The organism is Streptomyces sp. NPDC057877, from assembly GCF_042796855.1.
Taxonomy (GTDB): Bacteria; Actinomycetota; Actinomycetes; order Streptomycetales; family Streptomycetaceae; genus Streptomyces.
Window position 1 is genome coordinate 312,179 of the sequence record NZ_JBHVMS010000001.1, and the last position, 19,199, is coordinate 331,377.

Annotated in this window: 16 protein-coding genes and 2 pseudogenes; 8 read left to right on the forward strand and 10 right to left on the reverse strand. The window is 72.7% G+C overall.

Annotated features, from left to right (window positions below; translation table 11 throughout):
• Positions 1 to 133: 133 nt before the first annotated feature.
• The 3 genes from ACFVQG_RS01465 (at position 134) to ACFVQG_RS01475 (ending at position 3,276) form a co-directional block, all read left to right on the forward strand.
• A complete protein-coding gene (locus tag ACFVQG_RS01465; RefSeq protein WP_383375511.1) occupies positions 134 to 712 on the forward strand; it encodes a hypothetical protein in 579 nt (192 codons plus the stop codon).
• A gap of 135 nt (positions 713 to 847) precedes the next feature.
• Positions 848 to 1,774 (forward strand): oxygenase MpaB family protein, encoded by a 927-nt coding sequence (locus tag ACFVQG_RS01470; RefSeq protein ID WP_383375513.1) that lies wholly within the window; start codon positions 848 to 850, stop codon positions 1,772 to 1,774.
• Positions 1,771 to 3,276 (forward strand): aldehyde dehydrogenase family protein, encoded by a 1,506-nt coding sequence (locus ACFVQG_RS01475; protein ID WP_383375515.1) that lies wholly within the window; start codon positions 1,771 to 1,773, stop codon positions 3,274 to 3,276. The genes ACFVQG_RS01470 and ACFVQG_RS01475 overlap by 4 nt, the downstream gene beginning before the upstream one ends.
• Positions 3,277 to 3,284: 8 nt before the next feature.
• Here the strand turns inward: ACFVQG_RS01475 and ACFVQG_RS01480 are convergent, their stop codons facing one another.
• From ACFVQG_RS01480 to ACFVQG_RS01495, 4 genes are all read right to left on the reverse strand, one after another.
• Positions 3,285 to 3,911, reverse strand: a complete 627-nt coding sequence (locus tag ACFVQG_RS01480) for a TetR/AcrR family transcriptional regulator (RefSeq protein ID WP_383375517.1) — start codon at positions 3,909 to 3,911, stop codon at positions 3,285 to 3,287.
• An 86-nt stretch (positions 3,912 to 3,997) separates the two neighbouring features.
• Positions 3,998 to 5,839 (reverse strand): AMP-dependent synthetase/ligase, encoded by a 1,842-nt coding sequence (locus ACFVQG_RS01485; RefSeq protein WP_383375519.1) that lies wholly within the window; start codon positions 5,837 to 5,839, stop codon positions 3,998 to 4,000.
• A 49-nt stretch (positions 5,840 to 5,888) separates the two neighbouring features.
• The gene (locus tag ACFVQG_RS01490) at positions 5,889 to 7,031 is read right to left on the reverse strand and encodes an acyl-CoA dehydrogenase family protein (RefSeq protein ID WP_383376490.1); all 1,143 of its coding nucleotides are present in this window, start codon (positions 7,029 to 7,031) and stop codon (positions 5,889 to 5,891) included.
• 2 nt (positions 7,032 to 7,033) lie between these two features.
• A complete protein-coding gene (locus ACFVQG_RS01495; RefSeq protein ID WP_383375521.1) occupies positions 7,034 to 8,059 on the reverse strand; it encodes an LLM class F420-dependent oxidoreductase in 1,026 nt (341 codons plus the stop codon).
• Between the two features lie 171 nt (positions 8,060 to 8,230).
• Here ACFVQG_RS01495 and ACFVQG_RS01500 point away from each other — a divergent pair, with 171 nt between their 5' ends.
• Positions 8,231 to 8,914 (forward strand): TetR/AcrR family transcriptional regulator, encoded by a 684-nt coding sequence (locus ACFVQG_RS01500; protein ID WP_383375523.1) that lies wholly within the window; start codon positions 8,231 to 8,233, stop codon positions 8,912 to 8,914.
• 70 nt (positions 8,915 to 8,984) lie between these two features.
• On the opposite strand, the pseudogene ACFVQG_RS01505 reads toward ACFVQG_RS01500, so the two are convergent.
• A pseudogene (locus tag ACFVQG_RS01505) lies at positions 8,985 to 9,245 on the reverse strand (IS5/IS1182 family transposase); the annotation flags it as partial.
• Positions 9,246 to 9,578: 333 nt separating this feature from the next.
• Here ACFVQG_RS01505 and ACFVQG_RS01510 point away from each other — a divergent pair.
• A complete protein-coding gene (locus tag ACFVQG_RS01510; protein WP_383375525.1) occupies positions 9,579 to 10,229 on the forward strand; it encodes a CBS domain-containing protein in 651 nt (216 codons plus the stop codon).
• Between the two features lie 243 nt (positions 10,230 to 10,472).
• Positions 10,473 to 12,365, forward strand: coding sequence for a serine/threonine-protein kinase (locus ACFVQG_RS01515; protein ID WP_383375527.1), 1,893 nt, complete (start codon positions 10,473 to 10,475; stop codon positions 12,363 to 12,365).
• A 160-nt stretch (positions 12,366 to 12,525) separates the two neighbouring features.
• On the opposite strand, the gene ACFVQG_RS01520 is transcribed toward ACFVQG_RS01515, so the two are convergent.
• The 3 genes from ACFVQG_RS01520 to ACFVQG_RS01530 form a co-directional block, all read right to left on the reverse strand.
• A complete protein-coding gene (locus tag ACFVQG_RS01520) occupies positions 12,526 to 14,457 on the reverse strand; it encodes a hypothetical protein (RefSeq protein WP_383375529.1) in 1,932 nt (643 codons plus the stop codon).
• 170 nt (positions 14,458 to 14,627) lie between these two features.
• Positions 14,628 to 15,311 (reverse strand): TetR/AcrR family transcriptional regulator, encoded by a 684-nt coding sequence (locus ACFVQG_RS01525; RefSeq protein ID WP_383375531.1) that lies wholly within the window; start codon positions 15,309 to 15,311, stop codon positions 14,628 to 14,630.
• A gap of 176 nt (positions 15,312 to 15,487) precedes the next feature.
• Positions 15,488 to 16,081 (reverse strand): TetR/AcrR family transcriptional regulator, encoded by a 594-nt coding sequence (locus ACFVQG_RS01530; RefSeq protein WP_383375533.1) that lies wholly within the window; start codon positions 16,079 to 16,081, stop codon positions 15,488 to 15,490.
• A 129-nt stretch (positions 16,082 to 16,210) separates the two neighbouring features.
• Between ACFVQG_RS01530 and ACFVQG_RS01535 the strand changes: the two genes are divergently transcribed.
• The gene (locus tag ACFVQG_RS01535) at positions 16,211 to 17,155 is read left to right on the forward strand and encodes an alpha/beta fold hydrolase (protein ID WP_383375535.1); all 945 of its coding nucleotides are present in this window, start codon (positions 16,211 to 16,213) and stop codon (positions 17,153 to 17,155) included.
• Positions 17,156 to 17,188: 33 nt separating this feature from the next.
• Here the strand turns inward: ACFVQG_RS01535 and ACFVQG_RS01540 are convergent, their stop codons facing one another.
• Both ACFVQG_RS01540 and ACFVQG_RS01545 read right to left on the reverse strand, forming a co-directional pair.
• Complete coding sequence (locus ACFVQG_RS01540; protein WP_383375537.1) at positions 17,189 to 18,007, reverse strand: SGNH/GDSL hydrolase family protein; 819 nt, start codon at positions 18,005 to 18,007, stop codon at positions 17,189 to 17,191.
• On the reverse strand, positions 17,994 to 18,563 hold the full coding sequence (locus tag ACFVQG_RS01545; protein ID WP_383375540.1) for a PadR family transcriptional regulator: 570 nt from the start codon (positions 18,561 to 18,563) through the stop codon (positions 17,994 to 17,996). The genes ACFVQG_RS01540 and ACFVQG_RS01545 overlap by 14 nt, the downstream gene beginning before the upstream one ends.
• Positions 18,564 to 18,649: 86 nt before the next feature.
• On the opposite strand from ACFVQG_RS01545, the pseudogene ACFVQG_RS01550 reads away from it, so the two are divergent.
• A pseudogene (locus ACFVQG_RS01550) lies at positions 18,650 to 19,069 on the forward strand (nuclear transport factor 2 family protein); the annotation flags it as partial.
• Between the last annotated feature and the right edge of the window lie 130 nt (positions 19,070 to 19,199).

The window sequence follows — 19,199 nt, forward strand, 5'->3', positions numbered from 1 at the left end:
ACGCCAGGTTACTGGCAGGCGGCCACCCAGGGGGCACTCTGACCTCAACAGATTCTTCGGGCGTAGTGCAACCTTCCCGGCAAGGCGGTTGTCTCACCCAATACCACAACCCTTCGCTTCGTCGGGGGACGAAATGAGAAGAAACCGAATAACTTGGGTGACGCTGGCGCTGATGAGCGCCGCGATGGTGGTCCCGGCCGTTCCCGCGCAGGCCGCCCCCGCCACCTCCGCCGTCACGCAGACCACGTGCCCCACCGGCTGGGGCAGCCTCGACAAGGCCCGTGACGCGAGTGCGACGGCTCCGGTGAGGAACGTCAGGACCGGCCGCCACACCTGCTTCGACCGGATGGTCATCGACGTCCCCGGCGCGGGCACCGGCACCGGCTACTGGGTGCGGTACGTCAAGCAGTTCCAGCAGGACGGCTCGGGCCGGGTCATCCCCGTCGCCGGCGGTGCCGTCATCGAGGTGCGCGTGATGGCGCCCTCCTACGACCCGAACACCGGCGCCCCCACCTATCCGGCCCGGCCGGGCCGCCCGCTGCCCGGCGTGGACCTCACCGGCTACCGGACCTTCCGTGACGCCCGCTTCGGCGGCAGCTTCGAAGGGGACACCCAGATCGGGCTGGGCGTCCGCGCCCGGCTGCCCTTCCGTGTGCTGACGCTCACCGACCGCGTGGTGGTGGACGTGGCGCACTCGTGGACCGGCCGCTGACGGTCCCTCACCGGCCGGGTCGGCCGCGGACGTCGGCCCGGCCGCAGAAACCCGGAACCCCTCACCCGAGTATTGACGCACCCCCTGAAACAAGTCGATAGTTTTTGTAACTTCGACTCATCGAGGGGTGACCGCATGGGCCGCTACCGTCGGCTCCACCGCATCCAGCAGATGGACCCGCCCCAGGACTACGAGCAGATCTTCCGGTGGATCACCCAGTACGAGTTCCCGCGCGACTACCTCAACGGCGTCTCGGCCGCCTTCCTGCGGGACTACGGCGTCCCCCGCATCTCCCAACTCCTCGACCGCACCCAGGAGTTCGAGCGCGCCGGGCAGAAGCGCTACGACGACACGGTGCTGATGGCGTACGAGATGGTCCGCGACGGACTGGACTCCGAGCACGGCCGGGCCACCGTCCGTCACCTCAACCGCATCCACGGCCGCTACCGGATCCCCAACGAGGACTACCTGTACGTCCTGGCCACCACGGTGGTCGGACCCAAGCGCTGGATCGACCGGTACGGCTGGCGCCCGCTGTCCGCGCCGGAGGCCGAGAGCCTCGCCCTCGTGGGACGGCGCATCGGGGAGCTGATGGGCATCTGCGGACTGCCCGCCGACTACGCGGAGTTCGAGCGACTGCACGACGCCTACGAACGGGAGATGTTCACCTACGACCCCGCCAACCGACGCGTCGCGGCGGCGACCCTGCGCGTCATGACCGACTGGTACCCGGCCCCGCTGCGCCCGCTGGCGGCGCGCGCCACGCTCGCCGTGCTCGACGAACCGCTGCTCACCGCGCTCGGGTTCCGCCCGCAGCCGCGCTGGATCCGCGCCGCCGCCCATCGCGCCCTGCGGGCCCGCGCCGCGGTGATACGGCGATTGCCTCCCCGCCCGGAGCGGCTGCCCCGGCGGCCCAAGCCGCGCAGCTACCCGTTCGGCTGGACGCTGGACGACCTCGGCCCGCACTGGGCACGGACCAGGCCCCTCGCACCGCTCCCGGACGAGGCGGCGCCCCCGCGCCGGGACATCATGCACAGCCTCCCCCACCAGGAGCCCCGATGACCGACACGACCCCGGACACCGCGCCCCGGGCCGCGACCTTCACCTCGTACGCGCCCGCGACCGGTGAGCCGATCGCCGAGCACCCCCTGTCCGGGCCGGAGGAGGTCGCCCGCGCGGTGGCCGGGGCCCGGAGCGCGGGGGCCGCCTGGGCCGCCCTGCCGCACGCCCGTCGCCGCGGCCATCTGCTGCGCTTCAAGCGGGCCTTGGCCACCTCCCTCGACGAGGTGGCGCGGACCATCGCCGCCGAGACCGGCAAGCCGCCCGGCGACGCCGAGCTGGAGGTCGTCCTCACCCTGGAGCACCTCTCGTGGGCGGCCCGCAACGCCGGGCGGGTGCTGCGGCGGCGCCGGGTCCCCAGCGGGCTGTTCGCCGCCCATCAGCGCTCCACACTGGTCCACCGGCCGCTCGGGGTCGTCGGCGTGATCGGGCCGTGGAACTACCCCCTCTACACCCCCATGGGCTCCATCGGTTACGCCCTCGCGGCCGGGAACGCCGTGGTGTTCAAGCCGTCCGAACTGACGCCGGGCACGGGCGGGCTGCTCGCCGCGCTGTTCGACGAGGCGGTGCCCGAGCACGCGGGGGTGCTCACCACCGTCACCGGCGCGGCGGCGACCGGTGAGGCGCTGGCCCGGTCCGGGGTCGACAAGGTGGCGTTCACCGGCTCGCCCGGCACCGCGCGCAAGGTGATGGCGGTGTGCGCCGGGTCGCTGACGCCGTTCCTCGCGGAGTGCGGCGGCAAGGACGCGGTGATCGTGGCCGCGGACGCGGACCTGGACGCCGCCGCCGACGCCGTGGTGTGGGGGGCGCTGGGCAACGCGGGGCAGACCTGCGCGGGCGTCGAACGCGTCTACGCGGTACGGGAGGTCTACGACGCCCTGTGCGAGCGGGTGGTGGAACGCGCCCGTGCGGTACGGCCGGGGGCGGCGCCGGACGCGGCCTACGGGCCGATGACGCTGCCGGGGCAGGCCGCGGTGGTGGAGCGGCATGTGAGCGCGGCCCTGGCGGCCGGGGCGCGGGCGCTGCTGGGCGGCCCGGAGTCGGTGGCGGGGCCGTACGTCGGCCCGGTGGTGCTGGCCGGGGTGCCGGAGGACTCGGCGGCGATGACGGAGGAGACCTTCGGTCCGACCGTCGCCGTCAACCCGGTGGCGGACGTGGACGAGGCGGTGGCCCGCGCCAACGCCTCGCGCTACGCCCTCGGGGCGGCGGTGTTCTGCGGTGACCGGCGCACCGGCGCGGCGATCGCGGCGCGGCTGCGGGCGGGGGCCGTGTCGGTGAACTCGGTGCTCGGCTTCGCGGCCGTACCGGCGCTGCCGTTCGGCGGCTCGGGGGACTCCGGGTTCGGGCGGATCCACGGCGCGGAGGGGCTGCGCGCGTTCACGGCCGTGCAGTCGGTGACCGTGCGGCGGTTCGCGCCGCCGGTGAACCTGACGTCCTTCACCGTCCCGGAGGCCACCAGGGAGCGCGCGGTGCGGCTGGCCCGGGGACTGCACCGGCGGCACTGAACGGCCGGTCAGGCGTCGAGCAGCGGGGCCAGGTAGCGGCGGGCGAAGGCGCGCGCCTGGTCGTCGTCCTCCATCTCGATGCAGCTCGCCGGGTTCAGCAGGAAGGAGACGGCGACGCGGACCATGAGTTCGGCTACCGGCCGCGGATCGGAGCCGGGCCTGCCCTCGGCCTGCTGGGCGCGGCGCAGATGGGCCGTCAGATAGTCGACGGTGGCGGTGAGGGAGGGGCCGCCCTGCACCGTCAGATACGGCAGCACCACCTCGGGTTCGAGGCGCAGCAGCCCGCCGAAGAGCGGATGGGCGCGGGTATGGCGCAGCGCCACCACGAAGCCCTCGACGACCCGCTCCTCCATGGTCGGCAGCGCCGCCACCGCGGTGTCCAACTGCTGGAAGAACCGGCTGCCCTCGCGCAGCAGACAGGCCTCGACGAGGTTGTCCTTGTTCTGGAAGCGCCGGTAGACGGTGACCCGGGAGACCCCGGCACGCTTGGCGACGTCGTCCACCGAGGAGCGGCGCAGGCCGAAGGTCGTGAACTGCTCCAGCGCGGCGTCCAGGATGCGCCGCGCCACCTTCTCCTCCGTCTCGGGCTGGGTGAGGGCCCGGGCGAGCAAGGAGTCGTTCGCGGAAGTCTTCATGGTGCTCCTCACGATACCGGCACCCGGCCGGTCGAGAGACCATGAAACATCTACGATAACTTTGTAACCCGCCCGGGGTCGAGGAGTCAGCCCTCGTACAGCGCGGCCAGATCCACCGCGTACTTGTCCCGGATGACCCGGCGCCGCATCTTCAGCGACGGCGTCAGCTCACCGGTCGCCGGACCCCACTCCTGGGCGAGCAGCCGGTACCGCTTGACCTGCTCGGTGCGGTTCAGCCGGGCGTTGGCGGCGGCCACCGCCTTTTCCACCCCCGCCCGGACGGCGGGGTGTTCGGCGAGTTCGGGAAGCCCGGTCCCGGCCGGGATGCCGTGCGCCGCGGCCCAGGCGGGCGCGGCCTCCGCGTCGAGCACCAGCAGGGCGACCAGATAGGAGCGGTTGTCGCCGTGCACCAGGGCCTGTCCGATCAGCGGGTGTTCCTTGAGCGCGTTCTCCACCAGCGCCGGGGAGACGTTCTTGCCCGTGGAGGTGATGATCAACTCCTTCTTGCGGTCGGTGAGCCAGAGATACCCGTCCTCGTCCAGACGGCCGATGTCACCGGTGGCCAGCCAGCCGTCGGCGTCCACCGCGGGCCGTACCGACCCGTCCTCACGCAGATAGCCGGAGAAGACGGAGGGGCCGCGCACCTCTATCTCGCCGTCCGCGGCGGTCCGGATCTCCACCGTCCCCACGGCCCGCCCCACCGACCCCAGCCGGAAGCCGGTCCGCGGACTGTTGGTGGTCGCCACCCCGGTCGTCTCGGTCAGCCCCCAGGCATCCATGATCACGATCCCGAACCCGGCCCAGAACCGCACCACGTCGATCGGCATCGGCGCCGAGGCGCTCGCCGCCCAGGTCACCCGGTCCAGCCCGCCCGCGGCCAGCAGCGGCAACAGCACCTCCGTACGGGCACAGAGGTAGCGCTCCTGCAGTTCCCGCGGCGGCTCCTCGCCCCGCTCGCGGTACTCCACGTGCTCGCGCGCCACCCGCGCCGCGTCGTCGATGACCCGCCGCTGCTCGGACGGCATCAGCGACAGCACGGCCCGTACGGTCGCCGCGAGCTTCTCCCACACCCGCGGCACCCCGAAGAACTGCGCCGGACGCACCTTGCGCACGATGTCGCCGACGCCCGTCGGGTCGGCGCAGAGGTAGACGTGCGCGGCGCGGTGGCAGGGCAGGTAGATGCCCAGCATCCGCTCGGCGATATGGGCGAACGGCAGATAGCAGATGTGCTCGACGTGCGGCGGCAGCTCCACCACCCCGTCCAGCGCGAGCGCGTTGGCCAGCACATGACGGTGGTTCAGTACGACGCCCTTGGGCTCGCCCGTGGTACCTGAGGTGTAGACGACGGTCAGCGGGTCCTCGGGCCGGGCGGCGTCCAGCGCCTTGCCGAACTCCTCGGGTACGGGCTCCCGGTGCAGGGCGGCGTACGAATGGTGAGGGCCTTGGGGGTCCACCGCCTCCGGCTCCACCACGACCAGCCGCTCCAGCGGGGTATCGGGGTCGGCCAGCACCGGCGCCCACACCTCCACCTGCGCCGCCCCCTCCACCACGGCCACCCGGGCCCGGCAGTTGCGGGCGATGTGGGTGATCTGCTCGGGCGCCGAGGTGCCGTAGACGCTCACGGGGACGGCGCCGAGGCGGACCAGCGCCAGGTCGGAGAGCCAGTGCTCGGGCCGGTTGGCCATCATCAGCAGCACGTGGTCGCCGCCGCCGACGTCGAGCGCCGCGTACCCGGCCGCGAGCCGGGTGGTGTGCTCGCGGACCTGTGCCCAGGTGAGCGTGGCCCAGCCGGTGTCGCCGTCCGGGTCCCGCCAGGACAGCGCGGGCAGGTCGGCGTACTGCCGGGCATTGCGGGCCAGCAGCAGCGGCAGGGTCGCCTCGGCCGGTGCCGCGGGCTGTTCCCCAGTGGTGCGCGGGGCTGACGTCATCGGAGCCTCCTTGCGGGTCGGGGTGGAACGTCCGGGAGGGCGGGCGCCCTCAGCCGAGCAGGGACCGGCCGATGATCTCCTTCATGATCTCCGTCGTACCGCCGTAGATGGTCTGGATGCGGCCGTCGACGAACGCCTTGGCGACCCGGTACTCGGTCATGTAGCCGTAGCCGCCGTGCAGTTGCAGACAGCGGTCGGTGATCCGCTTCTGGAGTTCGGTCGCCCACCACTTGGCCATCGAGGCGTGCACGGCGTCGAGTTCGGCGCGGCTGTGCTCGGCGACGCAGCGGTCCAGGAAGGCGCGGGTGACGGCGGCCTCCGTCGCCATCTCGGCGATCTCGAAGCGGATGTGCTGGAGCCGCGCGAGCGGTCTGCCGAAGGCCTCGCGCTCCTTCACGTAGCGCGTGGTGATGTCGAGGATCTCCTCGGCGGCCGCCGCCGCGCCGACGGCGATGGCCAGCCGTTCCTGGGCGAGGTTGGCCATCAGGTAGGCGAAGGCCTGGTTCTCCTCCCCCAGCAGGTTCGCCTTGGGCACGCGCACGTCGTGGAGGAAGAGTTCGGCGGTGTCCTGGGCCTTCTGGCCGATCTTGTCGAGGTTGCGCCCGCGTTCGAAGCCCGCCATGCCGCGCTCGACGACCAGCAGGCTCTGCCCGCCGCTGCCGCCCTCGGGGGTGGTGCGGGCCACCACCACGACCAGGTCGGCGAGGACGCCGTTGGAGATGAAGGTCTTGGCGCCGTTGAGGAGGTAGTGGTCGCCCCGGTCGACGGCGGTGGTGCGGATGCCCTGCAGATCCGACCCCGCGCCGGGTTCCGTCATGGCGATGGCGGTGATGATCTCGCCGGAGCTGAAGCCGGGCAGCCAGCGCCGCCGCTGCTCGTCGTTCGCGAGGCGGGTGAGGTAGGGCCCGACGATGTCGTTGTGCAGGCTGAGGGCCAGCCCCGAGGCACCGGCGCGGGCGAACTCCTCGATGAGGACGGCGCTGTGCCGGAAGTCGGCGGTGCCCCCGCCGCCGTACTCCTCGTCGACGGCGAGCCCCAGCAGGCCCTGCCGCCCCGCGGACCGCCACACCTCGCGGTCCACCACGCCCTCGCGCTCCCAGCGCTCGTGGTGCGGGAGCACCTCCTTGGCGAGGAAGGTCCGCACGGTCTCACGGAAGGCCTCGTGCTCGGGCCCGTACAGGTCGCGCCGCATGGTCACAGCCAGTTCCTCACTCGCTCGACGAGCCGGGCGGGCTCGGGTCCGACGGGGGTGATGTTGAGCATGGTCACGCCCGCCTCACGGAACACCTCGACGCGGTCGCGCACATAGCCCTCGGGACCGGCCAGGCTGACCAGCTCCAGCAGTTCGTCGGGTACGGCGGCCTCCGCGTCCTTCCTGCGGCCCGCGAGGTAGTGCTCCTGGATGGCGGCGGCCTCGGCCTCGTAGCCGTAGGCGCACACCAGGTCGTGGTAGAAGTTGCGGCCCGGCGCGCCCATGCCCCCGACGTAGAGGGCGATGGTGGGGCGCATCAGCTCGCGGACCTGTTCGGCGCCGTCGCCGATGGCGAGGAGTCCCCCGGCTACGACGGACAGCGGGCCGAGCGCCGGATCGCGCCGTGCGGCGCCCTCCGCCAGGGGGTCGCCCCAGACCTTGGCGGCGTGCTCGGGGACGTAGAGGAACGGCAGCCAGCCGTCGGCGAGTTCGGCGGTCATCCGGACGTTGGCGGGGCCGAGCGCGGCGACGTACACCGGGATGGTGTCGCGGACGGGGCGGGTGAGCAGCTTCAGCGGCTTCCCGAGCCCGGTGCCCCGCTCGGGCGGCAGGGGCAGCTCGGTGATGCCGTGATGCTCGATCACCTCCCGCCGCCAGACCCGCCGGGACAGCTCGATCACCTCGCGGGTGCGGCCCAGCGGGCGGTCGTAACGGCGGCCGTGCCAGCCCTCGACGACCTGCGGCCCGGACGCGCCGATGCCGAGGAGGGCCCGGCCGCCGGTGAGGGCGTCGAGCCCGGCCGCGGTCTGGGCGATCAGGGCGGGGGTGCGGGAGTAGACGTTGAGGACGGCCGAGCCGATCCGCAGCCGCTCGGTGCGGGCGGCCAGGTAGCCCATGGTCGTCGGGGAGTCGAAGCCGTAGGCCTCGGCCACCCAGACGGCGTCGAGCCCCGCGGACTCCAGGGCGGCGGCCTGGTCGGCGGCGGTGCGTGGGTCGCCCGCGTACGTCAGGGGCGTGGACAGTTCCATCAGTGGTGGCCTTTCCCCCATACTGAGCGTTCGCTAAGAACGTAGGAGCGCGCGGTGGGCAGGTCAACTCCCTTGCGTGAGGGAGTTTTTGACGCCGATCACGGGGAAGGGACCGGGTCGGCTGAACGATCGGTAAGCTTTGATTGGTTTCGCTACGTCGAGGGAGAGCCGTTGAGCACCGAGCCGGGCCAGGACACCGCACGCCCCGCACAGCACTGGCGCTCGTACGGGCCGCTCGATCTGCACCCCATCCTGCTGCACGCCATGCGTGCCTTCAACGAGCAGGGCTACCACGGGACTTCGGTACGCGACATCGCGAGCCGGGTCGGTGTCACCGTGCCCGCGCTGTACTACCACTACGAGAACAAGCAGGCCCTGCTCACCACGCTCCTGGAGACGTCCATGAAGGACGTCCTGGACCGCTGCCGGGCCGCCGCCGCGGAGGCCGGTGACGACCCGCTGCGCCGCTTCTGCGGCATGGTCGAGTCGATCGTCCTGTACATGGCCCACCGCAAGGGCCTGGCCTTCCTGGACACCGAGATCCGCAGCCTGGAGCCGCAGAACCGGGCCCGCTACGTTGCCCTGCGCGACTACCTCGAACACATGCTCCTCGACACCGTCGAGGCGGGCCGCGCCCAGGGCGTCTTCACCACCCCCATCCCGGCGGACGCGGTCCGCGCGGTCCTCGTCCTGTGCCAGGGCGTCGCCAACTGGTACCGCACCGACGGCCCCCTCACCGCGGAGGAGGTCGCCGACCGGCACGTCCTGCTCAGCCTGGGCACGGTCGGGCATCCCGGGGCGGTCACCGGCGAGCTGGGGCTGCCGGTGGCGGGGCGGGCCGGACGGGGCCGGTAGGCCCGCGTCCGCGGCGTGATCCGGGCGACGGGGCCGGTAGGCCCGCCTCCACGGCGTGATCCCGGCGACGGGGCCGTGAAAGCGGGCGGTCGGCCCTGCCCGTCGCGGGCAAGGAGGACCTTGGTCGTCAGCCCGCCGCGGGACCGGCCCGTCGCCTCGCCCGGCCAGAGCATCCTTCCCGGGCCCCGGCCGCGTGCTGGTGAGCCCGCACGGTCGTGGAGTCGACGCATGCCACGGTCCAGTCGACGCCACCAACGGCGTCGGAGTGCTGTGGGACGTGGGCCAGCAGCCGGTCCCAGGTGCCGTCGGCCGACCGGCGGCGGACGCGTTCGACGAGCAGCCGCCTGCCGTGAACGGTCAGCCGGGCATGACGGTGGGACGCGAAGACCTCCGTGCGGCGCAGTCCTGGACAGCTCCACCACACCGGAGGTCTTCGCCATGACCAAGCCCAGCCGACGTTGGCAACGCTCGTGATCAGTACACCTAGGGCCAGTCGGCCCGCCCGGGGGCCCGCTCAGCCCCTGTGTCGGAGCTGCCGTAGGGCGGACGCTGAAAACGTGGACCCCTGAGGGGTCCGGAAGGCGGGCCCCTGAGGGAGTCCGGAAGGAGTGACATCCAGGGCCGGGTGTGCCGTGATCCGCGACCGGTCGAGGAGGATCAAGCGATGAAGGCCACCAGTATCGGCGCGCTCATGGTCGGTGACGTCGTCACCGCCGACCGCCGCACACCGTTGGAGGACGTGGTACGCGGGCTGCGGAAGCACCACGTCAGCGGCTTGCCGGTGCTCGACGAGGACGACAGGGTCGTCGGTGTGGTCGCCGAGCGGGACCTCGTGCTCCGCCCGCCGGGCGACGGGACGGCCGGTGCGGTGATGACGGCGCCCGCCGTGACCGTACGGGCCGACGCCCTGGTCCCCGAGGCCGCCCGGATCATGGCCGAGCACGGCGTCAAACGGCTCCCCGTCGTGGACGAGGAGGACCGGCTCGTCGGCATCGTCACCCGGCGGGAACTGCTCCAGGTCTTCCTGAGCACCGACGAGGACATCCGCCGCCAGGTACGCCAGAAGGTCTTCGCCGACACGCTCTCCCTGGATCCCCGGGCCGTAGACGTCACCGTACGGGACGGCGTCGTCACGCTCACCGGCCGCCTCGAGCGGCGCAGTGACATCGCCGTCGCGGTCGGCATGACGTCCCGCGTGGCGGGCGTCGCCGCCGTCCTCGACCAGTTGTCGTACCAGGTCGACGACTCCCGCCCGCGCCCCGCCGAGGAGGCGGCCCTGCACGGGGTGACGGAGGACTGGATCGGCGGGCCCTGAACAGCCACTCTCGGGGGCGCCCCGGGGCGCGTCCTGCAGCCGGGGTGAGGACGGGGCGGTCATCGGGGAGCGCCGCCGCAACGCGGCCCGCGCCGGTCTGCCGCTCAAGGGGCTCCGGTTGTGCTGCTGCCTGTGGGGGTCATCACCGCCGTACTGGCGCGGTGGCCGCCGTCGCCGTACTGGGCCCTTGGCTCTCGGACGCGGGCTGCGTCCTGGTGCGGGGGTGTGCGAAGATCCGGTGCCATGCGCGCACTGGCCCCCGACGACCCCTCGCAGATAGGCGCGTACCGGCTGCTCGGGCGGCTCGGGAGTGGGGGGATGGGGCGGGTCTATCTGGGGCGGGCGCCGGGTGGGCGGATCGTCGCGGTCAAGCTGGTCCAGGAGGAGTTGGCGCGCCAGGCGGAGTTCCGGGAGCGGTTCGCACGTGAGGTGGCGGCGGCGCGGAAGGTCGGCGGGCAGTGGACCGCGGCCGTGCTGGACGCCGATACCGGGGCCGAGGTGCCGTGGGTGGCGACCGCGTATGTGCCCGGGCCCTCGCTGGAGTCGGTCGTGGCCGAGGGATACGGGCCGCTGCCGCCCGCGTCCGTGCGCTCCCTCGCCCACCGGCTCGCCCTCGCGCTGGCCTCGATCCACGACGCGGGCCTGGTCCACCGCGACCTGAAGCCGTCCAACGTGCTGCTCACGGCCGACGGGCCGCGCGTCATCGACTTCGGTGTGGCGCGCGCCCTGGACACCGTCACCGGCGGCGGGCTGACCCGGACCGGCGCGGTGATCGGATCGCCCGGGTTCATGTCGCCGGAGCAGATCCGGGGCGAGCGGGTCACCACCGCCTCCGACGTCTTCTCCCTCGGCTCCGTGCTCGCCTACGCGGCGACCGGCCGGATGCCCTTCGGCACCTCCGAGATCGGCCTGCACGCCCTGATGTTCCGTATCGCCCAGGACGAGCCCGACCTGAGCGCACTGCCCGGGGAACTGGTCGACCTCGTCCGCGACTGCCTGGCCAAGGACCCGGGCGACCGCCCCGGGACCACCGAACTCGCCGAGCGTACGCGGCCGTCCGACGCGTCCGAGGCGCCCTGGCTGCCCGCCGAACTCCTCGCCGACCTCGGCAGTCACGCGTCCCGGCTGCTGGACGCCGACGGACCGGAGCCGACGGTCGTCGACTCCCCCGCGCCGCCGGGGGAACCGCCCTCCTCCGGCGCCGGGCCGACGCGGAAGCGGCGCCGTCTGGCCGTGCTCGGTGCCGTGCTGGCGGTGATCGCGGCGGCGGTGGTGTTCGCGGTGCTCCGGCCGGGCGGGGGTTCGGGGGACGGCGGGGAGCAGGGGGCGCAGGGGCCCACCGGTACGACCTCGCCGAAGGCGTCGGCATCGGCATCGGCGTCCGGGGCACCCTCGCCCTCCGCGTCGGCGGCCACCGGCACCGAGCGGATGCCCCAGTCGCTGGTCGGGGCGTGGGAGGGAGAGGTGAAGACCGACGACGGGATGGCCCGTCCACCGCGCGTACGCGTCGAGTTGAAGGCGGGTACGCGAGGCCAGCCCCTCGCGACCTACACCCGGCTCGGCTACCACTCCCTGTGCGAGGCCACCAGTCCGCTCCGCTCCGTCGACGGCGACTCGATCACCCTGGGCGCGGCCCGCTGGGTCACCGAGCAGACGGTCGACAACGAGAGCCGGGAGGAGTGCGGGGCGCCGCCGTCCGCGCAGACGGTGACGCTGAGCGGCGAGGGCGCGGTCGAGTGGACCGGCGGCGACACCGCCCTGGAACTCGTCCGGGCCGCGAGCGGTCAGGCGCCCGTCCCCGAGGAGTACCTCGGCAAGTGGGAGTTCGTCGACCTGGAGAACAAGGGCACCGGCAAGTTCCTCACCATCGAACAGGGCCCGGCGGGTGGCCAGATCATCACCACCGGCGGCTGGGCGCGCTGCGAGTACGACCACACCCTGGCCACCATCAACGGCGGCCTCGGCTACGGCCCGGCCCAACTCGGCTTCGACGACGACAGCGAGGGCACGGACGCCTGCGAGCAGGCGGCGCTGGGCAGCGTGGTCATCGGGCCGTCCGACGACGGGGGCCTGTTGATGTGGCAGATGTACGACCTGGGGAGCGAACCGGGGGCGTTGGTGCGGGCGGTCGGTTGAGCGGGTTGTCGCGCGTCCCGCGTCGGCCGGTTGTCGCACTCCCGTGTCAGCCCCCTGTCGCACGCCCCGCGTCAGCCCCCTGTCGCACGCCCCGCGTCAGCCGTCTCTCTCCCATCCCCCGTCACTCCCTTCCCCTGTCAGCCGTCTCCCTCAACTCCCGTCAGCCGTCGGACAGCCGTGTCTCGGCCGTCGTACTGCTGAACCCGTTCGTCGTCGTGATGCGCAGCCGTACGTCGTCGTCCGGCCGGAACTGGCCGCGGTCCACGTCGACGACGGGCGACTTGAGGCCGACGCCTATGGTCCGCCAGGTGTGGCCGCCGTCCGCGCTGATCTGGGCGGAGAAGGAGTAGTCGGGTTCGGATGCGGCTTCGGTGGCCTGGTCGAACTCCAGGGCCATCCGGAGCATGCCGTCCGCCGCTCCCGCGTGCCGCGCGGCCCGCAGCTCCGGAGGGCTGCCCGCGGGGTGGAAGGTGTCCACCACCTGGCCTTCCAGGACCAGTTGGACGGCCTCGGGGGCGGCTCCGACGGGGGTCACGGCGTCGATGAGACCGGTGCGGTCGGCGCCCGGTTCCGGTTCCGAGTCCAACTTCACCGGTACCTGGACCTCCTGGGCCGGTGCCCCGCCCGACTGGAGAACGCGCAGCACGGCGATCGGGCCCTCGTCCCGCGTCTCGCCCGGGAAGCCACCGGACGTCGCCGGGCCCGGAAGCACGGCCGCGGGCCCCACCGGGTGCACGAACCGTATGCCGCCTTCATGGCGGGTGAGGTTCACCGTCCCCACGACGCTGACGAGTTGCCCGGCTCCGTGGCCGTCCGGCCCGGGACCCGCCGCCCGCGCGTCGGGACCGGTCTCGCGCACGGTGGTGACGGGCCGGGCCGGGTCGCGCTCGTCGGGCCGCCCGGCACCGCTGCCGAACCCGGCCGCGGAGGCCGCCGCCCACAGCGGTGTCGCGGGCATCGGAACCGGCTCCGCCGCCGGACCGCCGCCCGACACCAGCGCGTCCTCGGCCAGCAGACGGCGCCGGACGCCCTCGTAGGTGTACGAGCTGAGCCACTGACGAGCGCAGTACGTCATCACGTCGTGCCAGCGCTCCCCCGGCAGCGCCCGCATGGGCAGTCCCAGGGCCGGGTCGCCCACGTCGAAGCCGACGTAGCCGTGGGTCGCGTCGCCGAGCTGGCCGTTGTCGAAGGGGTAGTTCAGCAGGTCGTCGTGGCTCTCCCCGCAGAAGCCGGGGTGTCTGCGGCCGAGGGTGTGGCCCAGTTCGTGGCCGCCGTACCAGTCGCCGTACACGCCGTCGAAGTCCCAGCCGAAGCTGCCGGGCCCCGTCGGTCCCGAGGCAACCGTGGTGGGGTCGGGGAGCGACGGTATCCCGGCGGCCGAGCCACGCATGTAGAAGCCGCTGTCGGCGACCATCCCGTAGTAGTGGGTGCGCTGGTCGCCCCCCGCGCTCATGTCCAGGACGCGGATCGCGGCGAGTTGGGCGTTGACCTCGTTGGAGGTGAAGTCGGGGGTGGCCGTCGCGTCGACGACCCCGCGCGTGCCGATGACCTCGGCCACGGGGTAGGCGCGCTTCAGCCAGGACAGCAACGCCTGGTAGTCCAGTTCCCTCGGGCTGCGCGCGCTGGGCGGGCTGCCGAACCTGTAGCGCATGCCCAGCACGCGCACCCGTAGCGGCGGCCCCGACGTGAACCAGACCGTCGGACCGGCCGGGCCGGTCAGCGGCAGGGGCAGACCACTGGCCGCGTCGACGACGTGCACCGCGCTGACGCTGAGCGCGCCTTCGGTCGTAAGCCAGCCGGGGAGGACGAAGTTCAGACTGAGACCGGCGTCCCCGCGGCGGGTGGCGAGGTCGTGGGGCTGGGCCGGATCGAGGGTGATCGCGTTGAGCGAGGCGATGGTGGTGGCCGGTTCCGCCGGGGAACGGCGGACGGCGATGGCGCCCCGCACGGAGACCGCGGGCCCGGAGGTACCCCGGAGGTACAACCGGACGACGGTGGTCTTGCCCGCGATCAGGGTCACCGAGTGGTTGAGGTCCTGAACGGCTTGGGTGATCTCCGTTGCGTCCAGAACCGCTTGTGGCTGTGCAGGCATCTCCGGACCCCCAGAGCGGGTGATTCCCCCAGATGGTCTCCCGGGTGGGCCCCGGGTGGCCCCCGGGTGGTCCCCGGGCGGTCCCCCGGATGGCTCCCCTCTCACCACTCTAGTCAGCTCGAAGACATCGGCATCTCCACGCCCGCACGACCGCCCCGGCGGTCAGCACATCAGGACGTCCCCTCGATCAGCCGCCGCAGTGAGGGGAGCAGCGTGTCGAGGTCCTGCCCGCTGCGGAAGGCGACGACGGTGGTGCCGTCGCCCTCCCGGGCGACTGCCTGCCCGGCGGGTGCCGGAAACAGTCCGAGCACCTCCCGCATCGCCTCGTCGACCTCCCGCACCGGGTCCGAGGACTCGTCCCGCAGCCACCGCCGCAGCACGTGGTTGTGGGCCGCGACGACCGCCGCCGCCATCAGTTCCGCCCGCAGCGACGCCGAGGCCGTGGGGCCGCCCATCCAGTCGGCGATGAACTCCCGGAACAGCCTCTGATAGCGCGCCACGCTCGCGATCTCCCGGTCCCGCAGCACGGCCACCTTGCTGGTCAGCGCATACCGGCGGCGGGCGAGATCGCCCTCCTCGACGTAGTGCAGCAGCACCAGCCGCACCGCGTCGGAGACCGCCACCAGGGCCGTACTGTGGCTGGACGTCGCCAGCCTGTCCTTGATCAGGTCCAGCAGCCGGTCGTGGTCGGGGAAGATGACGGCTTCCTTGGACCGGTAGTGCCGGAAGAACGTCGTACGCCCCACTCCCGCCCGCTCGGCGATGTCGTCGACGGTCGTCTGCTCGTAACCCCGCTCGTCGAAGAGGGCGAAGGCGGCATCCGCGAGCCGGATCCGCGCAGGTGGCTTGCTCATGACGGCCCATCCTCCCCTGTCCCGGCGGTCCGGGACCACTTGCCCGGGGTGTGGCGCGGCACACCATGGCCCGCGCCGGAAACCTTCGCGAGGACCGCCCATGGGTGGCTGGGGGTGAGGGAGGGGACGCGGGCAGGGACGGTGCCGGTCTGGTTCGCCGCGCGAAGCAGGCCCCGCTACGCCGCCGCCCGGGCGAGGGTATCGGCCACCGTGGTGCGGGCGAGCCGGGCCACGGAACGCAGTTCGGCGTCGGAGACACCGGCGCGGCTGAGCACGGCCAGCGACTGGTTGATGGCGACGACGTACGTGGCCAGTTCGTCGAGGACTTCGGGGTCGGCCGGTGCCGCCGCCAGCGCCCCGCGGACGCGTTGGCGCTGGGTGTCGAGCAGGGCGCGCACATGGCCGCCGCTCTCCTCGCCGAGGATCGCCGACTGCGCGGCGGACTGGGCGATGAGGCACCCCGCGGGGACCGACGGGTCGGCGATGCGCGTCAGGACGACATCCAGGAACGCCTCGACCGCGCGCACCGGATCGTCGGAGTGCGCGGCGAGCGCCTCCTCGTACTGGACGCCGTAAGTGGCCGCGTAACGGTCGAGGCACTGGCGGAACAGGGCGCCCTTGCCGCCGAACGAGCCGTAGATCGAGCCGCGGCCCAGGCCGGTGGCAGCGCCCAGGGCGTCGAGCGAGGCATCGGTGTACCCGCGCTGCCAGAACACGCGCATCGCCTGGTCCAGGGCGGCGCCGACGTCGAACTGCTTGCGGCCTGACATGCCGTACCTCCCCGGTTCGTGGTCCCGCCGCGATCCTACCCACATCTTGGACTGAACGGTAAAACTATCTTTGACTGTTCAGTCCAAGATGCCATAGCGTGCGAGGCGTCTGCACGAGAAGGGAACACCGTGAACGCACCCCTGCCCGAAGGCCCCGGCTCGGTCACCGGAGCCCCGCATCTGCCGCCCGGCTTCACCGACACCTTCACCAGCCGCTACGTCGACACCGGCGACGTACGCCTGCACGCGGTCACCGGCGGCCGGGGACCCGCGCTGCTGCTCCTGGCGGGCTGGCCGCAGAGCTGGTACGCGTGGCGGCTGCTCATGCCCGCGCTGGCCGCCGACTTCCGGGTCGTCGCGGTCGACCCGCGCGGCGTCGGGCTGTCGGACAAGCCGCGGCACGGCTACGACACGGGCACCCTTGCCGCCGACATGGTGGCGTTGATGGCCGCGCTCGGGCATCAGCGCTTCTCCATGGTCGGTCACGACGTCGGCATGTGGACCGGCTACGCGCTGGCCGCCGACCACCCCGAGCGGCTCGACCGCCTGGCCGTCGCCGAGGCCGCCGTCCCGGGCCTCTCTCCCTCGCCGCCGCTCCTCCCCGACGACGCCCGAGCCAACGACCGGCTCTGGCACTTCACCTTCAACCGCCTCGCCGAACTCAACGAGTTGCTCGTCCAGGGCCGGGAACGCGTCTTCTTCGGGCACCAGTTCGCCACCAAGGCCGTACGCAAACTGCCCGACCACGCCGTCGAACACTACGTCGGCCCGCTCGCGTCCGACCCCGACGCGCTGCGCGCCAGCTTCGCGTTCTATCGCGCGCTGGACACCACCATCGCGCAGAACCAGCGGCGCAGGGCCCGGCGGCTGACCGTTCCCGTCCTGGCGATCGCCGGGGCGGGCAACTCCGGCGACCTGGTCGAGAAGACCATGCGGCTCGCCGCCGACGACGTGGAGAGCGTGGTCATCCCCGGCTGCGGCCACTACCCGGCCGAAGAGGCCCCCGAGGAGATGCTGGCGGCCCTCCAGCCGTTCCTGACGTCCACCGCGAGGTCGGCGCACCGGCCCGTCTGATCCCACGAGAACGCCCGGGGGCCGGTGCTCCCCCTACGCGGATTCCCGCTGAGCGGTGTCCGCGGGGCTGTCGGGCGCGGCACTCAGCGGCAGGAGCTGGGGACGCTTCGCGGTGCGGCCGTCGCCGGAGGACTGACCGCGCAGTCGGCGTCCGAGCCAGGGGCCGAGGAACGCGGCGGCCCAGCGCAGTTCGGCCCCTGCGGCCTGCCATCGCCCGGGGACTGCCTGCGGCGGCAGGGGGAGCGTCCAGGCGTCGTCGCTTCCGGGCAGGTGGACGGCCTGGGCGATGGCCGCGGCGATTCGCTCGTGACCGAGAGGGCTGGCGTGGAGCCGGTCCGCGGTCCACAGCCGCGGGTCGGTGGCGACGGCCTGTCGGCCGGTCTCGGCCACCGTGACCCCGTGCCGGGAGGCCGCGGCCCGGATGCGGGCATTGAGGTCGAACACGCGGGACCTGACGGGCCGGGCGAGGGGCGCGATCCTTCCCACGTCGGGGAAGGTGAGGGTCACCACGTGGGCCCCGGCGGCGGTGAGCGCGGCGAACATCTCCTCCAGGTGCCCGGCCACCTCCGCGGCGTTGAACCGGGGCCGGAGCAGGTCGTTGACCCCGGCGACGACGGTGGCCAGGTCGGGTCGCAGGGCCAGGGCGGGCCCCAGCTGTTCCGTGCGCACCTGGCTGGCGAGGCGTCCCCGGACGGCCAGGTTGGCGTACCGGAGCCCGGGGTCGACGGCCGCGAGGTGCTCGGCGAGCCGGTCGGCGAAACCCCGCAGGCCGACGGTGTCGTCCCCGTCGCCGAGCCCTTCGGTCTGGCTGTCGCCCAGGGCGACGTAGCGCAGGTACTCACCGCTCGGCATGGGTCGACTGCCTCTCCTGGAGAACGGCCGCGATCCGCAGGCACCAGTCCCGGTGCTCCTGCTCGAAGCTCAGGCCACGCAGGCAGGTCAGGTACGGCCCGATCCGCTCGCCTCGGCGCAGGAACTCCTCCTCGTCCGCATCGCCGCGCAACTGCCGCAGCAGCTTGCCGAGAAGCTCGATCTTGGCCTCGGCCGCGGACGCTCGCTCCTCGAGCTGTTCGATCACCGGTGCGGTGCCGATGCGGTCGGCGACCTGGACCTTGACGAGCAGATCGTCGCGGATGAACGAGGGCTTCGACACGGCTGCGGCGAACCTCTCCAGCTCGGCACGACCGGCGTCGGTGACCTGGAACAGACGCTTGTTGGGCCGGGTCTGCTGCACCACCTCCCGACCCTCGACCAGCCCTTCTCTCTCCAGCTTGGTCAGCTCGGCGTACAACTGCTGGGGCAGGGCGTGCCAGAAGTTCGCGACGCCGACGTCGAACGCCTTCGCCAGCTGGTATCCGCTGTACTCGCCGTCCAGCAGCGCCGCCAGCACGGCATGCCGCAAGGCCATCGAAGCAGCCCCTTCCCTTTCCTCGTCCGCCACTGCATCATACTCAAGAAAATGACTAGTCATATCCTTGAGTACCAGGAGACGCCATGGAGACCACCGAACGCTTCCGCGCCGCAGTGGAGAAGGGCGAACTCGCGGCGCTGGACGAGCTGTTCACCGAGGACATCCGCCTATACAGCCCGGTGAAGTTCACCCCCTTCGAGGGCAAGCCCATGGTCCTGGGCCTCTTCGGCGTCCTGCTGCGTACGTTCGACGACTTCCGCTACATCGGACACTTCGACGGCACGGCCGAGACCAGCGCCGACGGCACACCAGCTCCATCGGTGATCCTGCTCTTCCGGGCCACCGTGCACGGCAAGCAGATCCACGGCATCGACCTGCTCCAGTTCGACGAGACGGGCCGCATCAAGGAGTTCACCGTCATGGTTCGCCCCCAGTCCGCCGTACAGACCCTGGGGCAGGCCGTCCTGGCGGGCCTGGTCGCCGACGGCCTCGTCCCCGAGCCGGACGACCATGAGGACCGCCACCAGGCGGGAACAGCGGCCCCGCGCCACGCTCCGTTTCCGGGACGCTCGCGCGGAGCACAGTCCGGCGGCGCAAATACCCGACAGGCTCACCTTGAACCATGACGGGACA

Coding starts and splice junctions, on each gene's coding strand:
- ACFVQG_RS01475 (WP_383375515.1), top strand. CDS start 1,771: ATGACCGACACGACCCCGGACACCGCGCCCCGGGCCGCGACCTTCACC.
- ACFVQG_RS01545 (WP_383375540.1), bottom strand. CDS start 18,563: ATGGCCTTGCGGCATGCCGTGCTGGCGGCGCTGCTGGACGGCGAGTAC.
- ACFVQG_RS01480 (WP_383375517.1), bottom strand. CDS start 3,911: ATGAAGACTTCCGCGAACGACTCCTTGCTCGCCCGGGCCCTCACCCAG.
- ACFVQG_RS01490 (WP_383376490.1), bottom strand. CDS start 7,031: ATGCGGCGCGACCTGTACGGGCCCGAGCACGAGGCCTTCCGTGAGACC.
- ACFVQG_RS01510 (WP_383375525.1), top strand. CDS start 9,579: ATGAAGGCCACCAGTATCGGCGCGCTCATGGTCGGTGACGTCGTCACC.
- ACFVQG_RS01465 (WP_383375511.1), top strand. CDS start 134: ATGAGAAGAAACCGAATAACTTGGGTGACGCTGGCGCTGATGAGCGCC.
- ACFVQG_RS01530 (WP_383375533.1), bottom strand. CDS start 16,081: ATGTCAGGCCGCAAGCAGTTCGACGTCGGCGCCGCCCTGGACCAGGCG.
- ACFVQG_RS01520 (WP_383375529.1), bottom strand. CDS start 14,457: ATGCCTGCACAGCCACAAGCGGTTCTGGACGCAACGGAGATCACCCAA.
- ACFVQG_RS01485 (WP_383375519.1), bottom strand. CDS start 5,839: ATGACGTCAGCCCCGCGCACCACTGGGGAACAGCCCGCGGCACCGGCC.
- ACFVQG_RS01515 (WP_383375527.1), top strand. CDS start 10,473: ATGCGCGCACTGGCCCCCGACGACCCCTCGCAGATAGGCGCGTACCGG.
- ACFVQG_RS01525 (WP_383375531.1), bottom strand. CDS start 15,311: ATGAGCAAGCCACCTGCGCGGATCCGGCTCGCGGATGCCGCCTTCGCC.
- ACFVQG_RS01495 (WP_383375521.1), bottom strand. CDS start 8,059: ATGGAACTGTCCACGCCCCTGACGTACGCGGGCGACCCACGCACCGCC.
- ACFVQG_RS01470 (WP_383375513.1), top strand. CDS start 848: ATGGGCCGCTACCGTCGGCTCCACCGCATCCAGCAGATGGACCCGCCC.
- ACFVQG_RS01540 (WP_383375537.1), bottom strand. CDS start 18,007: ATGCCGAGCGGTGAGTACCTGCGCTACGTCGCCCTGGGCGACAGCCAG.